General features: G+C 68.2%; 14 protein-coding genes and 1 pseudogene. 9 read left to right on the forward strand and 6 right to left on the reverse strand.

Annotated elements, in window-relative coordinates:
- Positions 1-254 precede the first annotated feature (254 nt).
- Complete coding sequence (locus AB0F91_RS34645) at positions 255-764, forward strand: methylated-DNA--[protein]-cysteine S-methyltransferase (RefSeq protein WP_360604495.1); 510 nt, start codon at positions 255-257, stop codon at positions 762-764.
- A 264-nt stretch (positions 765-1,028) separates the two neighbouring features.
- On the opposite strand, the gene AB0F91_RS34650 is transcribed toward AB0F91_RS34645, so the two are convergent.
- Positions 1,029-2,015 carry a ferritin-like domain-containing protein gene (locus AB0F91_RS34650; protein ID WP_360604497.1) on the reverse strand — a complete coding sequence of 329 codons (987 nt, stop codon included), beginning with the start codon at positions 2,013-2,015 and terminating at the stop codon, positions 1,029-1,031.
- A 654-nt stretch (positions 2,016-2,669) separates the two neighbouring features.
- Between AB0F91_RS34650 and AB0F91_RS34655 the strand changes: the two genes are divergently transcribed.
- The 4 genes from AB0F91_RS34655 (at position 2,670) to AB0F91_RS34670 (ending at position 5,056) form a co-directional block, all read left to right on the forward strand.
- Positions 2,670-2,945 carry a hypothetical protein gene (locus tag AB0F91_RS34655; protein ID WP_360604499.1) on the forward strand — a complete coding sequence of 92 codons (276 nt, stop codon included), beginning with the start codon at positions 2,670-2,672 and terminating at the stop codon, positions 2,943-2,945.
- A 316-nt stretch (positions 2,946-3,261) separates the two neighbouring features.
- Positions 3,262-4,359: a hypothetical protein gene (locus AB0F91_RS34660; RefSeq protein ID WP_360604501.1), complete on the forward strand. Its 1,098-nt coding sequence runs from the start codon at positions 3,262-3,264 to the stop codon at positions 4,357-4,359.
- Between the two features lie 110 nt (positions 4,360-4,469).
- Positions 4,470-4,730, forward strand: a complete 261-nt coding sequence (locus AB0F91_RS34665; protein WP_360604503.1) for a hypothetical protein — start codon at positions 4,470-4,472, stop codon at positions 4,728-4,730.
- A gap of 95 nt (positions 4,731-4,825) precedes the next feature.
- Positions 4,826-5,056, forward strand: coding sequence for a hypothetical protein (locus tag AB0F91_RS34670; protein ID WP_360604505.1), 231 nt, complete (start codon positions 4,826-4,828; stop codon positions 5,054-5,056).
- A 469-nt stretch (positions 5,057-5,525) separates the two neighbouring features.
- On the opposite strand, the gene AB0F91_RS34675 is transcribed toward AB0F91_RS34670, so the two are convergent.
- The 5 genes and pseudogenes from AB0F91_RS34675 to AB0F91_RS34695 form a co-directional block, all read right to left on the reverse strand.
- Positions 5,526-6,446, reverse strand: a complete 921-nt coding sequence (locus AB0F91_RS34675; protein ID WP_360604507.1) for an NADP-dependent oxidoreductase — start codon at positions 6,444-6,446, stop codon at positions 5,526-5,528.
- A gap of 126 nt (positions 6,447-6,572) precedes the next feature.
- Positions 6,573-7,988, reverse strand: coding sequence for a PLP-dependent aminotransferase family protein (locus AB0F91_RS34680; RefSeq protein WP_360604509.1), 1,416 nt, complete (start codon positions 7,986-7,988; stop codon positions 6,573-6,575).
- 3 nt (positions 7,989-7,991) lie between these two features.
- Positions 7,992-8,165 carry a hypothetical protein gene (locus AB0F91_RS34685; RefSeq protein ID WP_360604511.1) on the reverse strand — a complete coding sequence of 58 codons (174 nt, stop codon included), beginning with the start codon at positions 8,163-8,165 and terminating at the stop codon, positions 7,992-7,994.
- 446 nt (positions 8,166-8,611) lie between these two features.
- Positions 8,612-8,768, reverse strand: a pseudogene (locus tag AB0F91_RS34690) (alpha/beta hydrolase); the annotation flags it as partial.
- 520 nt (positions 8,769-9,288) lie between these two features.
- Positions 9,289-9,438 carry a hypothetical protein gene (locus AB0F91_RS34695; RefSeq protein WP_360604513.1) on the reverse strand — a complete coding sequence of 50 codons (150 nt, stop codon included), beginning with the start codon at positions 9,436-9,438 and terminating at the stop codon, positions 9,289-9,291.
- 202 nt (positions 9,439-9,640) lie between these two features.
- Between AB0F91_RS34695 and AB0F91_RS34700 the strand changes: the two genes are divergently transcribed.
- The 4 genes from AB0F91_RS34700 to AB0F91_RS34715 all read left to right on the forward strand — a co-directional run bounded on the left by AB0F91_RS34700 (position 9,641) and on the right by AB0F91_RS34715 (position 12,974).
- The gene (locus AB0F91_RS34700; protein WP_360604515.1) at positions 9,641-10,195 is read left to right on the forward strand and encodes a TetR/AcrR family transcriptional regulator; all 555 of its coding nucleotides are present in this window, start codon (positions 9,641-9,643) and stop codon (positions 10,193-10,195) included.
- A gap of 228 nt (positions 10,196-10,423) precedes the next feature.
- Positions 10,424-11,590, forward strand: coding sequence for a cytochrome P450 (locus AB0F91_RS34705; RefSeq protein WP_360604697.1), 1,167 nt, complete (start codon positions 10,424-10,426; stop codon positions 11,588-11,590).
- A 20-nt stretch (positions 11,591-11,610) separates the two neighbouring features.
- Entirely contained in the window at positions 11,611-11,808 is a 198-nt protein-coding gene (locus AB0F91_RS34710) for a ferredoxin (RefSeq protein WP_360604517.1), read from the forward strand.
- Positions 11,805-12,974, forward strand: coding sequence for an FAD/NAD(P)-binding oxidoreductase (locus AB0F91_RS34715; RefSeq protein WP_360604519.1), 1,170 nt, complete (start codon positions 11,805-11,807; stop codon positions 12,972-12,974). Before AB0F91_RS34710 ends, AB0F91_RS34715 begins: the two co-directional genes overlap by 4 nt.
- The last annotated feature ends 1,061 nt before the right edge of the window (positions 12,975-14,035 follow it).

Below are 14,035 nucleotides of genomic sequence, written 5' to 3' on the forward strand. Positions count from 1 at the left end.
CTCGCCCCACCTTCCACTGGGCGCCTTTCTCGGTCGACCACGTCGGAAAGGTGTGCGCTGAGGCCTGCGGACCATAGCTGTCGAACCGCCCGCCCAGCCGAGGTGATGGACTAAAGAGTCCATTATCACACCGCGCCGGAGTGCAACCTGCGCTATCAGCAACCGGTGGGCGGGGAACAATCGCAGGGCTGAACTAACACTTCGGCGAGCCTGCGTGCCTACCCGGTGTGACGCAAGGAGAAGGGAACGAGGACATGGGCGTTCGACACGCGGTCGCGGCCTCGCCGGTCGGCGACCTGACGCTGGTCGCGGACGGCACGGCCCTGGTAGGGCTCTACTTCGACGGCCACAAGCGCGAGCCGCGCCTGACGGGCCTGGGGCCGCGGGTGGCCGGGAGCGACCCGACTTTCGCGGAGGCGATCCGCCAGCTGACGGAATACTTCGCCGGCGAGCGGCGGGACTTCGATCTCGAGCTGGCGCCACGCGGGTCGGCCTTCGAATGCAAGGTGTGGGGACTGCTCACGAAGATCCCGTACGGCGAGAAGCGCACCTACGGCGAGCTCGCCACGGAACTCGGCGACCCGGGCGCCGCGCAGGCCGTGGGCAACGCGAACGGCTGGAACCCGATCAGCATCGTCGTGCCGTGCCACCGCGTGGTCGGCGCGAGCGGGGGCCTGACCGGGTACGCGGGCGGTGTCCACCGCAAACGCTTCCTGCTGAACCTGGAAGAGCCGCCCGCCGAGGACGACGGCAGGCTGTTCTGAAACAGCGAAACGTGCGGCCCTTCGAAGCGGTCGTGCAGGAATACGGCGCGACGATGCTGCGAGCCTGTCGCGCCGTCGTCGGTCCGCGCAATGCCGACCGGTCCTGCGCTGGAAACGCGCGGCAGAAACAACACGAACGCGCGCTCCCGCTCCTGCTGCCGGGCTCCCCGTCCGGCGGCAGGAGCGGGGGCAACCAGGCCTAACAGTCGACGGGCGCCGGAGCGTCTTCCCAGACGCTCCGGCGCCAGCCCTGTGGTGTTGGGGTCAGCCGTTGGCAGCGCTGGTTTTGACCTCGCCGTTCAGGCCCTTGGGGAAGAACCCGCCTGAGGTGGCCGCCTTCGGCGTGAGGTAGACGATGTTGAGGACCTGGCCGGGGGAGCGACTGTAGGCGATGCCGTTGACGTCGGCCGGGACGATGTTGACATTGCCCTGGCTGTCGACGACGCCTTGGTCGTCGTCGACCGAACCGTCGAGGCTGTCACGGGCGTTGGAGAGTTTGACGCTGGCCTCCTTGAGGTCGTGGCCGAGGTGGCCTAGGCCGTCGAGGCTGCCGCTGTGCTGGTAAAGCGCGCTGCGGATGCTGGCGGCGTGGTACGCCTCGACTGCGAGGATGCCGGCGGCGGCTTCGAGGTACGTCTTGTTGCTGATCAGGGGCGCGGCGCCCTTGAAGGCGGTGACGCCGACGTCTTCGAAGAGGAACGCGGCGAGCAGGAAGTTCTCTTCACAGGCGAAGGCGTCGAAGCTGTGGCCGGGTTTGACCAGGCCGGCGGCCTGGGCGGCGGCGGTGAAGCTGGACTGCAGATCGATCGGCGGGCGGCTCACCGCCGCGGAGCCCAGCGCGGTCCGCAGGAACTGGACGTGGGCCTTCTCGTCCGACGCGATCTCCTGGGCGAACTGGCGGGTCGTTTTGGTCTTGAACTTGACCGCGCGACCGCCTGTGACGCCGCCACGGGTCCCGGTGCCGGTGGTCATCGAATCAGCGAGTCCGTTGCCTGTGACGGCGTGCAAGTAGAACTCGGCCTCGAGGTACTCGAGGTTGAGGGCGAAGTTGAGCACCGCACCGTCGCTGACGGCACCTTCTGCAGCCGCGGCGGTCGCCGCTGTCGCAGGTCTTGCGGCGAGCCCGCCAAGGGCTCCGGCGCCGACGACACCCAAGCCGGCCATTCCTGCCGCTCGCAGGAAGCGGCGGCGGTCCCGGACGTTCTCGGCGCTCCGGGCAATCATCGAAGCGGCATAGCGTTTCCCAAACACGGGCGAGCTCCTCTCCCGCCCGCGAATGGCAGGCGGATCCTTAGCGGACGTTGTTGGTTCAAGGCTGAAGTGGCCACGGATACGACCGTTGCCCGGTCGAGCGAGCTATCAACGTCGCCTGGCCTTGGGGCGCGCGCGATCGAAGAACGGATCATCAGTCAAACCTCCAGAGTGCGTCGGGGCGCTTGTCTTCGATCGGAACACGCGCTGGCTGGTTCGCGCCGCGCGGTCTGCGGTTCTTACCGACGGCCATGCCGGTAGCCACTATTCCCATGGCGATAGCGGCACAGGGTCACGCGGCGATGACGGGCCGCCTGATCGACGTCTCGGCAAGTCGACCTTCCGCCGCCCGACCACCGGCGGCTTCAGTGCCGGCTACGCGGCCGGGCAGAAGGCCGACCGTCCGCAGACCCGCATCGGCGGTAACCGCCGCACCCTCAGCGCCTGATCCCTCAAGCCGGTGGTCCGCTCACTACTTCCCCGGCGGGCGGACCAGCTCTCCCCAACCACAACGTCACCGTCCACATTGGAGGATTTCGATGAAAGTCCGGATCCAAGCAGTGCATTACGGCGAGACCGAGCGCCGCCTGGTCGACGACCCGGTCGTGCAGCACATGGCTGCCGAGCTCCGCCGGCGGGCCGCGGCACGAGTTCATGGGCAGCGCGAACCAGGGTTACCGGATGCTCGGCGGCACCACCGAGGGCCCGATACACCTTGGCGCGATCGCCGCCGCGGTCATCCGCCTCGCCTACAACACCCCTCGGACCGAGTACACCGTGCGGTTCACGACGGAGCCGATGAACCGGCTGCCGCCGTGGAAGGTCGACCGCGTGCTCCCGGCCGTGCGGAGCGGCTCTCGGGTCAGCGACCGTTCCGAGATCGTGGCGTTCACGATCACCGAGGAGAAGGATGCGGACGCGTGGCGCTGAAGCGGCGGGCGCCGGTGCCGCAGGGCCCGACCTTCGACGATGAGGCGTGCCAGCTGCTCGCCCGAGGTTCGTCTTACCGGCGGCGGACGGTGACCCCCATCACCTGAAAGCTGAGTAACGCTGTTCTTGATCGACTCGACGGATCATGGCTGAGCCGAATTCCTAAAGGTGGGGGGCAATGTTGACGGACGTCGCGGACAGACCTACGCCGAACGCAGAGGGGCGGGCGCTCGCCGCGCCTCCTCCTCGTTCGGCCGATCTCCTCTCCGGACTCCGATCTCGCGCGCGTGCGTTGCCGTGGGCACGGTCGGGTTACGTGCGCGCGGCGGGGCTGTTCCTCGCGGTCCGGCTGTTCAGCGTGGGCGTGCTGGCCCTCATGGCCGCGCACAGCAACCGGCCGTTGCTTGACCGGCTGCGGTCGTGGGACGGCTGGTGGTACCTGCACATCGCTGAGGCCAGCTACACCGGTGCCCCCCACCCGACGGACATCAGCGGCCACCCTTTTCCCGACGCGCCCTACGGGTTTTTTCCGCTGTACCCGGCGTTCACGGAGCTGGTCGGCCAGCTGCCGGGGATCTCGCTGACTGCGGCCGGCCTGATCGTGTCGACGGTCGCCGGTATCGCTGCGGCGTGCGGGCTGTACCGGATCGGCCGGTTGGTGAGCGGGCCGCGCGTCGGGTTGTTGCTGGCCGTGCTGTGGGCGGGTGCGCCGATGGCGATCACTGAGTCGATGGTGATGACGGAGTCGCTGTTCACCGCGTTGGCGGTGTGGGCGCTCGTCGGCGTGCTCGAGCGGCATTGGTTCCTCGCGGCCGGCGCGACGGTGTTCGCTGGGCTCACCAGGTCGACGGCATCCGTGCTGATCGCTGTCGTGGTCGTGGCGGCTGTGATCGACGCGTGGGGCGGCCGACGCCGCTGGCAGGCCCTCACGGGCGCCGTAGTCGCGCCGCTCGGCTTGCTGGGCTACTGGGGCATGGTGGCTGTGCGCACAGGCAGCCTGACCGGGTGGGCGGACGTCGAGCGCCGCGGCTGGAACGTACGTCCCGACCCCGGCATCGACACCTGGCGATGGGTGTCGCGGGTTCTGTTCAGCGCAGGCAGTGCGTGGGAAACGCTTGTTGTGCTGGTGACGCTGGCCGCGGTCGGCCTGGCGGTGATTGTGGTCGCCGGCCGACGCGTGCCGTGGCAGCTGGCCGCGTATGCGGTCGGCGTCGTCGTGCTGGTCGTGTGCACTGCCGGGCTCCCGGCGCTCAAGACCCGGTTTCTGCTCCCTGATTTCGCGTTGCTGCTGCCGATCGCGGCGGGGCTCGCGCACCGTCGCACGGCCACGATGGTGACGGCAGCCGCGGTGTTCGTGGTCGTCGGCGCCTGGTACTCGGCGTATGGGCTCACAGTCTGGAAATACGCGATCTAGCAGGGCCTTCGCCCCTGAATGGCGGCTCGGCCGCCATCGATTCATCGTGCCCCACGTGGCGCCGCCCATTCGCGCGCGGCTCTCCGCGAGGCACCTCACGAGAGGTTCCCGTGCAGTACTTCACCACAGGCGACCCTGAACCACAGGAAGTCGTCGCTGTCCTCTTGCACCACGTCCGGACCGCCGATGAGCGGCGCTACCTCGCACGATTCCAACACGGCTGGCGATGGGTCGACAGCAGGACCGAACTCGAACGCCGCGACAAGACGCCGCTGACGTGGCGTTTCGCGACAGCAGCCGGGCCCGGCGGAGAAAAGACTGAGCTCCGCGTACTCACCGATGCCGAGCAGATCGACTGGCTCGCCTCCTGACGTCCGCGCACGACCAAGCGAGCCAGTGAGTGCTGTCCGTAACACGTTCATCTAGAGCTTCGTGCTACCAGCACACTTGACCGAGGTATTACGACGTGTTCACGCGCTATGCGCTGCTCACCGCGACGGTGGTGACCGTGTTCGGCCTGACCGCGTGCGGCACCAACGCGCCGCCCACCACCCGGAGCTTCCCCCATGCGCCGGCGCCCGTGAGCGCGACCGACACTGCCGCCGCCGCACCGGCGTCCGGGGCACCCACCAACCTGGCGAAGAAGATCGGGCGTCCTGCCCGGCATGATCAACCGGCCGAGACCGACCTTGCGTGACGTCGCTGAAAGAGCTGCCGTCGACGTACGCGCCTAGCCGATCGAGCTGCGCGTATTTCTTGCGCGGCGATGAAGTCCTGTTGGGTGACGACGGCCGCACGTGAGGGCTTGGCGGATGTGCGGGTGTTGATGTCGAAGGTCGTTCCGGTTTGCGCGGCGGTGGAGTCCGCATCCGCGGCGCTGAACAAGCCGTCCAGAACAGCGGGTTTCCCGAGCGTTACGCCCCACGCGAGCAGCAGGTGACGGACATCGTCGCGGAATTCGGGAGCGGCACGGGCAATCCCGTCCCAGCGCCCAGCGCCCCAGATCCCGTCGACGCTACGTTGGCCTGTCCCGACCTCGCGAGGTCACTGACAGCCCATTTCGAAACGCTTGGCGTTCGGCGCATGCAAACGATGGTGATATCGAGATCGGACGACCGGGTTGCGATGTGCGGCGACCCGGCCGGCCGCTTCCGTAACTGCGACGACTAAAACTCGTGGACCATGACGATCGGCTTCCCGCCGCCTTGCCGCCCGGAGGCGAAGGCCTTCGGTGCCTCGGCCAGCGAATGGCGCGACCCGATCGGCACGCGAAGGCTGCCTTCGCGCACGAGCGCGACCAGCTCGGCCAGGCGGGCCCGGTCGGCTTCCACGACGAAGAAGACCGACCGCCCGTAACGCGGCTCGACCTCCGGCGGGGCGGCGATGGTAACGAGCGTGCCACCCGCCCGCACCAGGCCGGCGGACAGCACGCCGATCTCCTCGCCGAACACGTCGAGAACCACGTCGACCTCGCCGACGTCTTCCAGCCGCTCGTTCTCCAGGTCGACGAACGCGTCGGCACCCAGGTCGAGGGCGACCTGACGATTGCCGGCGCGGCCCGTGCCGATCACGGTCGCGCCCGCGCGCTTCGCCAGCTGCACCGCAAGCGAGCCGACCCCCCCAGCGGCGCCGTGGATCAGTACGGTCTGCCCAGCCTCGAGACGGCCGTGGTCGAACAACGCCTGCCACGCGGTCAGCCCGGAGATCGGCAACGCGGCACCGACGGCGTGGTCGACGTCGGACGGCAGCGGCGCGAGGTTGCGGGCTTCGACGGCGGTGAACTCGGCGAGCGACCCGTCGCGGGTCCAGTCGGCGAGCCCGAACACGCGCTGCCCGACGGTGAGCCCGGTGGTGCCGTAGCCGAGCTCGGTGACGACACCTGACAGCTCGTGGCCGGGCACGCTGGGTGTCCGGTCACGGCCCGCCCGGTCGGTCCAGGTGCCCGGCCACTCCAGCTCGCCGGAGGTGAAGCCGGCCGCGTGCACTCGCACGATGACGTCGTTCTCCGCGGCGTGCGGGGCCGGGCGGTCGGTCAGGGTCAACCCTTCGACCCCGGCGGCGGGGTCCTTGACGGTGATGGCTTTCATGCTGAGTCCTCGTGGTGAGCGGGCAACGGGGTGGCCGCGGGCGTTCGCCGGCCTGCCCGCGAGGCTAGCTCCGGTTCGGCGCGGCACCTGGGTCCACTTGGGACGCGCGAGCGGGGACCACTCTGGTCACGCAAGCGCGCGAACCAGCGCGTCGAGAACCCCCGACCACCCGCTCGGCGAAGGTGCGGCGAAACCGATCACCACGCCTTCGCGGTCCGAGGCGACGTCAGGATGCCGGAAGAAACTCAGGGGTTCGACGGTCAGCTGCTCGGCGGCGATCCGCTGCATGAGTTCGCGGCCCGTGCGCCCGGGTTGTTCGAGCAGAACGTGCAATCCCGCCGCCTTTCCCGTCACGCACACTTCCGGCGCGTGCTGGGCGAGCGTCTCGACGAGATGCCGGCGCCGGCGGCGGTACTGCGCGCGCATCGTCCGGATGTGCCGGTCGTAGGCGCCCGATTCCACGAACTCGGTCATCGCCAGCTGGTTCACGAACCCGACGGTTTCCTCCGTGTCCCCCTTCTGGGCGATGATCGCGTCGACGAGGCGGTCCGGCACCACGAGCCAGCCGAGGCGCAGGCCCGGCGCGAGCGATTTGCTCGCGGTGCCCAGGTACAGCACGTGATCGCGGTCGAGTCCCTGCAGCGCGCCGACGGGGGACCGGTCGTAGCGGAACTCGCCGTCGTAGTCGTCTTCGATGACCAGCGCGCCGTGTCGGCGGGCCCACTCGACGATCGCAGCGCGCCGGTCATACCGCAGCGCGACACCCAGGGGGAACTGGTGTGAGGGGGTAAGCAGAACGGCGCCGACCCCCGATGCCCCTTCGAGTACCGAGGGGTCGACGCCGTCCGCGTCGACGTCGACGGGGACGGTTTCGAGCCCGGCGTCGGCCAACGTGCGGCGCTGGGTCGGCAGGCCGAACTCTTCCACGGCCACGCGCGTCACCCCGGTCGCCGCGAGCGCGGCCGCGATGAGCCGCAACCCCTCCGCGGCGCCACTGCACACGACGACGTTGCCGGCGTGCACGCGCAGGCCGCGGGCCCGCGCGAGGTACCGGGCGAGAGTGTCGCGGAGTTCGCCTCGGCCGCGGGGGTCCGCGTAGCCGAACGCCTCGAACGGCGCGGTGCCGACCGTCTTCTTCACCGCGCGAATCCACTCGTCGCGCGGGAACGACGACAGGTCCGGATGGCCGGGCCGCAGATCGTGCCCCGGCCGCGAGCGGGTGTCGGCCGGCCGCGGCCGAGTTCGTTCGCCGACGAATTCGGTTACCCGCTCTGAAACTTCGGTGCCCGAACCCTGAAGCCCGGTGAGCCAGCCCTCGCTGATGAGCTCGGAGTAGACCCGGACCACGGTGTTGCGGGCTACCTCGAGGTCGGCGGCCAGGGCGCGGCTCGACGGCAGCCGGGTCCCGGGCGCGAGCCGGCCGGCGCGGATCGCGTCGCGGACCGCGTCCATGAGGCAGGCCCGCACGTTCCCGTCGAGTCGGCCCAGGTGCAGGTCGAGGCCCGTCGTCCTGGGGCCGCGCTCAGCTGCTCGGTCGGTCACGGGTCAACGATACTGACCGGCCGGGATGATCGAGTTGACCACCTGATCCGGTGATCGCGTTCTCGCGAAGTTCGAGCGCACGGCCAGTCGAAATGATCGGTTGCGCCTGTTGGTCGGCAGGATCGACCAGAAAAGATCCGCAATTTCAGCTGAGCTTCCCGAGGAATCGCTGCTCACGTTTGCAAGGAAAATTCGTACTGGCTGGGTTCACAGCGGTCCTGGTGCGCAATTGCGGACTGGGGGATGCCGATGATCTGTTTCAGAAGAGAACTCCGCAGACGGGCAACGGGCCGGACGAAATTGCTCGATTGAATGATGCTTGACAAGGAGAGGCTGTGGCCGCCACATTCGAGGTAGAAGGTCGAGATATCCATGATCTACCACTGGAACATTGTGGAACAATGAGTCCTGACGTGGTCGGACGTGTAGTAGTGGTGCGGATCCTGTGTGTCCACGCCTTCAGCGTGGGTGTTCAGCTTATGCCGGACGGCGCCTATGGTTATGCAAACGCTCCTCGCGTACGGATGGTCGATTCACAACCGCGGACTTGCTAGTTCGGGAGCAGTGCGCTGCCGAGTCGGACGGCGTCCACTGTGCGCTGTCCCACCACTGGAGCTGAGCTGGGCGATGACGCGCAAACCCTGCTGCAGGAAGAACAGCATCTGGGTGTCCCATTCATCCGATGACAGCGGCCAGCCGTGGCTGAACACGATCGGCTGGCCACTGCCCCAGTCCTTTGTAGAAGATTTCCGTGCCGTCGGTAGTGGTGATCGCCGGCATGCGTCGTCCTCCGCTCTGGATCCGACGGATCCCGTGGCTGGGACCCCGCCCTGGACAACCACCCTCCTCACCGACCCGCCGACCAACAAGGACCGTTGAACAAGTGAGGCCGCCCCTGAGGCTGACACCGAGCGCCGACATCTGGTTGTGTGTCCGCTGCCGTACGACGGCAGCTTCACCGAGACCTTTGCATGGCGTGCGAGGTCGTCCTGCGTTTCTCGCCGCTGACGCACAGGTGCCAAAAGACGTTTCCTTGCCCCCAGCAGCACGCACCGTGGCTCGATACCTTGCGATCGACGTGAATACCCCGTTGTCGATGTGATTGAAGCGCTGGGTTCGATGGCCCAGCCTCCAGCTATTGCAGACCGATGCAGAATCGGCAGGCCTCGTGTTGGCTGGCGGCACGTCCGAGGTGATCGAGACCACCGCAGTTCTAGCACCTGTTGCCCGACTGGTCTGACCTGACCGAACGCCAAGGAGGTGCTTCATTGCCCCAGCAGGTCAGCGCGTGCAACGACGATCAGCTGCGCTGGACGCCGAGGGAGGTCAGCGCGGTGACGAGGTCGCGTCGTGCGTCTTCGGCTGCGCCGAGGAGCGCGGCTGCGTGCTGGTGCTGGGGTCGAAGCTGAGAGAAACGGTGGAGCTGGATCGTCCGGCCGAAGTCGCGCACCCGGATAATCTACCGAGCAGAGATCAACTGGATGGGGATGCTGCGAGGGGTCAGAAGGCCCAGGCTTCCAGTGAGGCGATCGCGTGCGGGGACGTAGTTCGGTGTCAAGCCGCAATACGGCATGAACGACAATGTTCCGATGTCGAACACGACGGACGAGACTGGGCAACGTTCCCGCAACCGTTGGGGCGAAGGAAGCCGGTTGCGCACGGAGATCCTGGACGCTGCCGGCCGTCTGCTCTCCGAGCTCGACGGCGAGGACGCGCTCACCATCCGTGGCGTGGCCAGAGCGGTGGGCATCGCTCCGGCCAGCATCTATCAGCACTTCGCAGACCGGACCGAGCTCGTACACGGTCTGCTCGAGCACGAGTTCGAGCGGTTGCAGGTGCTGCTGGAGAAAGCGGATGCCCAGGCTGATCCCGAGGACATGATCGGCCGTGTCCGCGCGCAGGTGTTTGCTTACGGTGACTTCGCGACGACGCACCCCGGCCACTACCGGTTGCTGCTCAGTGCAATCTCGCGGCACGCACCGGAGAACCCGCCGGAACCTCTGATGAAGATCCTGTCGACGTTCGCCACGGCCTTCGACCGGTGCCGGCAAGCCGGGTACCGGGTGCGCCTGCCCGCCGACCGTTGCGCCGTGATGGTCGTGGTCAGCACGCACGGTTTGGTCGCACTGGCGCAGCCCCGTGCCGCAACCGTCCCCGAGCGGCTGCGCCAGAACATCGAGGACCTGCTGACGCTGATCTTGGGCTAGCGGGCACCCTGCCTCCGCACCTGTCCTGACCTGCTTGAAGTCTCCTCGTTCACTCAAGGTCGATCGACCGTGGTGCCCTCCGTTTCCGTGGCCGATGTGGCGTGAACGACAAAAGGGTTACCTTCTCACCGAAGTTGCCTAACACTTGTTCGGTAAGTAACCGAACACTCATTTGGTAACTCAGTGTGAGGAGTTTCGTTGCCCGAGACACAGGCACTCTCGTACCCGATGACACGGGGCTGTCCCTTCGATCCGCCGCCGGAGCTGACGAAGCTGCGGGAAGAAGAACCGGTCACCCGCGTCCGGCTCTGGGACGGCAGCACGCCTTGGCTTGTCACCCGCTACGACGACGTACGGGAGATCTTGCTCGACCCCCGGATCAGCTCCGACACGAGCCGGCCCGGCTATCCGCATCCCAGCGCTGCGACGGCGACGCGCCGGATGCACTTCATCAACATGGACAACCCGGACCACGACCGGCACCGGCGACTGCTGACTCGGTACTTCGCCGTGAAGCGCTTGGAGGCCCTGCGCCCGCGCATCCAGCACATCGTCGACGAGCTGATCGACCAGATGCTGGCCGGGCCGAAGCCCGTGGATCTGGTGGAGGCGTTCGCTCTGCCGCTGCCGTCGCTGGTGATCTGCGAACTGCTCGGTGTTCCGTATGCAGACCGGGATTTGTTCCACCGCACCAGTAAGACCATCGTGTCGCGGCATGCCACGCCGGAGGAGATGCAGGCCGCGACCACGGAACTGCACGAGTACCTGGGCGACCTCGTCGAGTCGAAGGGTGCCGACCCGGGTGAGGACGTGTTCAGCCGTCTCGCCGTCGAGCAGCTGCGCACGGGGCAGATGTCCCGCGACGAAATCGCGGACATGGGCCTGCTCCTGCTGGTGGCCGGCCATGAGACGACCGCGAACATGATCGCTCTCGGCACCCTGGCCCTGCTGCGCCATCCGGAACAGCTCGCCGAGGTGCGCGCAGCCGACGACCCCGCGTTGATCGCGAACACGGTCGAAGAACTGTTGCGGTTCCTGACGATTCCCCATCTCGGGCGGCGGCGCGTCGCGCTCGAAGACGTCGAGATCGGGGGGCAGACGATTCGAGCGGGCGAAGGAGTCATCGTGGCGACCGACGTTGCCAACCGTGACCCCGAGGTGTTCGACGAGCCGGATCGGTTCGACGTTCATCGCAACGCGCGCCACCACGTCGCCTTCGGGTACGGGATCCACCAGTGCCTGGGCCAGCCGCTGGCCCGGGTCGAGCTCCAGATCGTGTACGGCACGCTGTACCGGCGGATTCCCACTCTCGCTCTGGCGCAGCCGTTCGAGGAAGTCGAGTTCAAACACGAAATGTTGGCCTACGGCGTGCACCGGCTGCCGGTCACCTGGTGACAGTGGAAGAGGGAGAACCGATGAAGATCGTCCTTGACCAGGACAAGTGTGTGGCCTCCGGGCAGTGCGTCCTCGCCGCGCCGGACGTGTTCGACCAGCGCGACGACGACGGCATCGCGGTGCTGTTGCGAGAACAGCCGGTCGCCGGGGAAGAGGAGTCCGTGCGGGAGGCCGCGCGCATCTGCCCGGCCGCGGCGATCCGGGTAGAAGAAGCGTGAGCACCCGCCTGGAGCACGTCGTCGTCGTGGGTGCCGGTGCCGCCGGACTGGCCACTGTGGACACCCTGCGGCGGGAGGGCTTTCCAGGTCGGATCACGGTGGTGGGTGCCGAGCCGCACCGGCCCTACGATCGTCCGCCATTGTCCAAGCAGATCCTCAGCGGTCAATGGGAACCCGACCGGCTGGCACTGCGCCCGGACGAGGACTTCGCTGCCCTCGACGCCGAGTGGCTGCTCGGCACACCCGCCGCGGCACTGGACGTGACCGGGCGGAAGGTGACGCTGGCCGACGGCCGGGTGCTCGGCTACGACGGGCTGGTCATCGCCACGGGCGTGAGTCCGCGCCGGCTGCCGGTCGGCCACGACCTCGACGGCGTACACGTCCTGCACACCGTCGACGACGCGCTCGCGTTGCGCAGGGCGCTCGGCGTGGGCACCAGGCTGGTCGTGGTCGGCGCGGGTTTCCTCGGCTGTGAAACGGCGGCGGTGGCCAGCGAACTCGGCCTCGAGGTGACCCTGGTCGACCCACAGCCCGCGCCGATGACCCGGCAGTTCGGCCCGGACGTCGCGGCCCTGATCGCTGATCTCCACATCCGCCATGGAGTCCGGGTGCGCACCGGCACCGGGGTCGTCGGCTTCGCCGCCGACGGCGGCCGGGTCACCGGCGTGGACCTCGACGACGGCACCCGCCAACCGGCCGACGCGGTCATGGTCGCGATCGGCTCTCGTCCGGTCACCGGTTGGCTGGCCGACAGCGGGCTCAGCGTGGGTGACGGGGTGGACTGCGACCAGGACTGCCAAGCCGCGCCCGGTGTCGTCGTGGCCGGCGATGTCGCCAACCGGCTCGAGCCAGGCACCGGTCGCCGGGTCCGGGTCGAGCACCGGATGAACGCCACCGAGCAGGGTACGACCGCCGCCCGCAGCCTGCTCGGCCGCGAAGCTCGCCCACCCGGGGTGCCCTATTTCTGGACCGACCAGTACGACGTCAAGGTCCAGGTCTACGGCCACCCGGAGCCAGCGGCACGATTTACGGTCGTTTCGGGCGATCCGGCGACAAACCGCTTCACCGCCGTGTACCAGCGGGACGGCCAAATCGTCGCAGGGCTCGCGTGGAACTCTCCGCGCGAAGGGCGGGCATTGCGCCAGCGAGTACTCGACGGCGCCTGACCTGGCTGCGGTTGGCGGTCCGGGCCACGGATCCTCAAGGCGGAGGATTCGCCCGGAGGGCCGGGACCGGTGACGGAAACACGAATCGGAGCACTTGCGTTTTGTCGCCGGCCCCGGGCTTCGGTCCGGGGTGGCCCGCGGCGTCCTGAGCGGTCGCGGACGGATCGCTGCGGGGTGCGGAAGCGCCCGGTCGGAAGTGGGCCGATCTGCGAGTGAGCTCAGCTCTTTGGTCCAGGGTTTCCATGCCTGCTCAATGCGTCCCCTGCGGCGCCGCGCCTCTGTTGGCCGGCACGCGCGGGGCCCGGACACAGACGTTGCCGGCAAGAAAAATAGAACATGTCCTCGCCGGACGGGCAGGTCTTCGAGATGGTCGAGAAGCGCAAGGCACGTTGCGTTCGTGAGTGACCTGTTGCCATCTCGCCACCTCCCCGATGACTATCACGCCGTGTCAAGCGGGCGGTTCAGCCGGCAGCTGCGGACTGCGGGAAGGCGCCCTCACACGGTGCGATCGGGCTACGCCAGGTCGACGAGATGGCGAAGAGGTCACCCAACTGGGAGTTGGTCAATACCGAGGCATGGCTCAGATTGACAAGCTCGCGCCGGACCCACCGCGCCAGCCTGACCCGCGCCGGCCTGACCCGTGCCGCGTGCACGCTCGAGAGCCGTCGGCATCCCCGACGCGGTCGTCGAGCCACCCGTTGATGCGGACCGGCCTGGCCCGGTGCAGCCGCCGGGCCGGGCGCGTGGGTGCCGGAGCCGGGTCCCGCCTGTCCGGCTCGAACGCGGCGCGGCCATATCGATGAGGGCCGCTCGCGACGGTCGCCGGCACCATCTCGTGGGTGCCGTCGGTGGCCACGCGGCACGCTGACGGTTCCGGCGGAAACCTCGCCCTCGGCTACGACGATCTTCGGAGCATGAAGGCGCTACCCAGCGATCTGCCTTGGCCCGCAGATGATCTGTCCGGGAAGATGTTTCAGTGCCGTGGCAATCGTCGGACTTGGACGCTGCTCCCGATCATCGTTTCGACCCGTACAGGGAACGGGCTGGCCGGCTGTTCGCGG

The organism is Amycolatopsis sp. NPDC023774 (genome assembly GCF_040639695.1).
GTDB lineage: Bacteria > Actinomycetota > Actinomycetes > Mycobacteriales > Pseudonocardiaceae > Amycolatopsis.

Excerpts from the sequence above, each read along its gene's own strand:
- AB0F91_RS34705 (WP_360604697.1), top strand. The coding sequence starts at position 10,424 with ATGACACGGGGCTGTCCCTTCGATCCGCCGCCGGAGCTGACGAAGCTG.
- AB0F91_RS34645 (WP_360604495.1), top strand. The coding sequence starts at position 255 with ATGGGCGTTCGACACGCGGTCGCGGCCTCGCCGGTCGGCGACCTGACG.
- AB0F91_RS34675 (WP_360604507.1), bottom strand. The coding sequence starts at position 6,446 with ATGAAAGCCATCACCGTCAAGGACCCCGCCGCCGGGGTCGAAGGGTTG.
- AB0F91_RS34710 (WP_360604517.1), top strand. The coding sequence starts at position 11,611 with ATGAAGATCGTCCTTGACCAGGACAAGTGTGTGGCCTCCGGGCAGTGC.
- AB0F91_RS34655 (WP_360604499.1), top strand. The coding sequence starts at position 2,670 with ATGGGCAGCGCGAACCAGGGTTACCGGATGCTCGGCGGCACCACCGAG.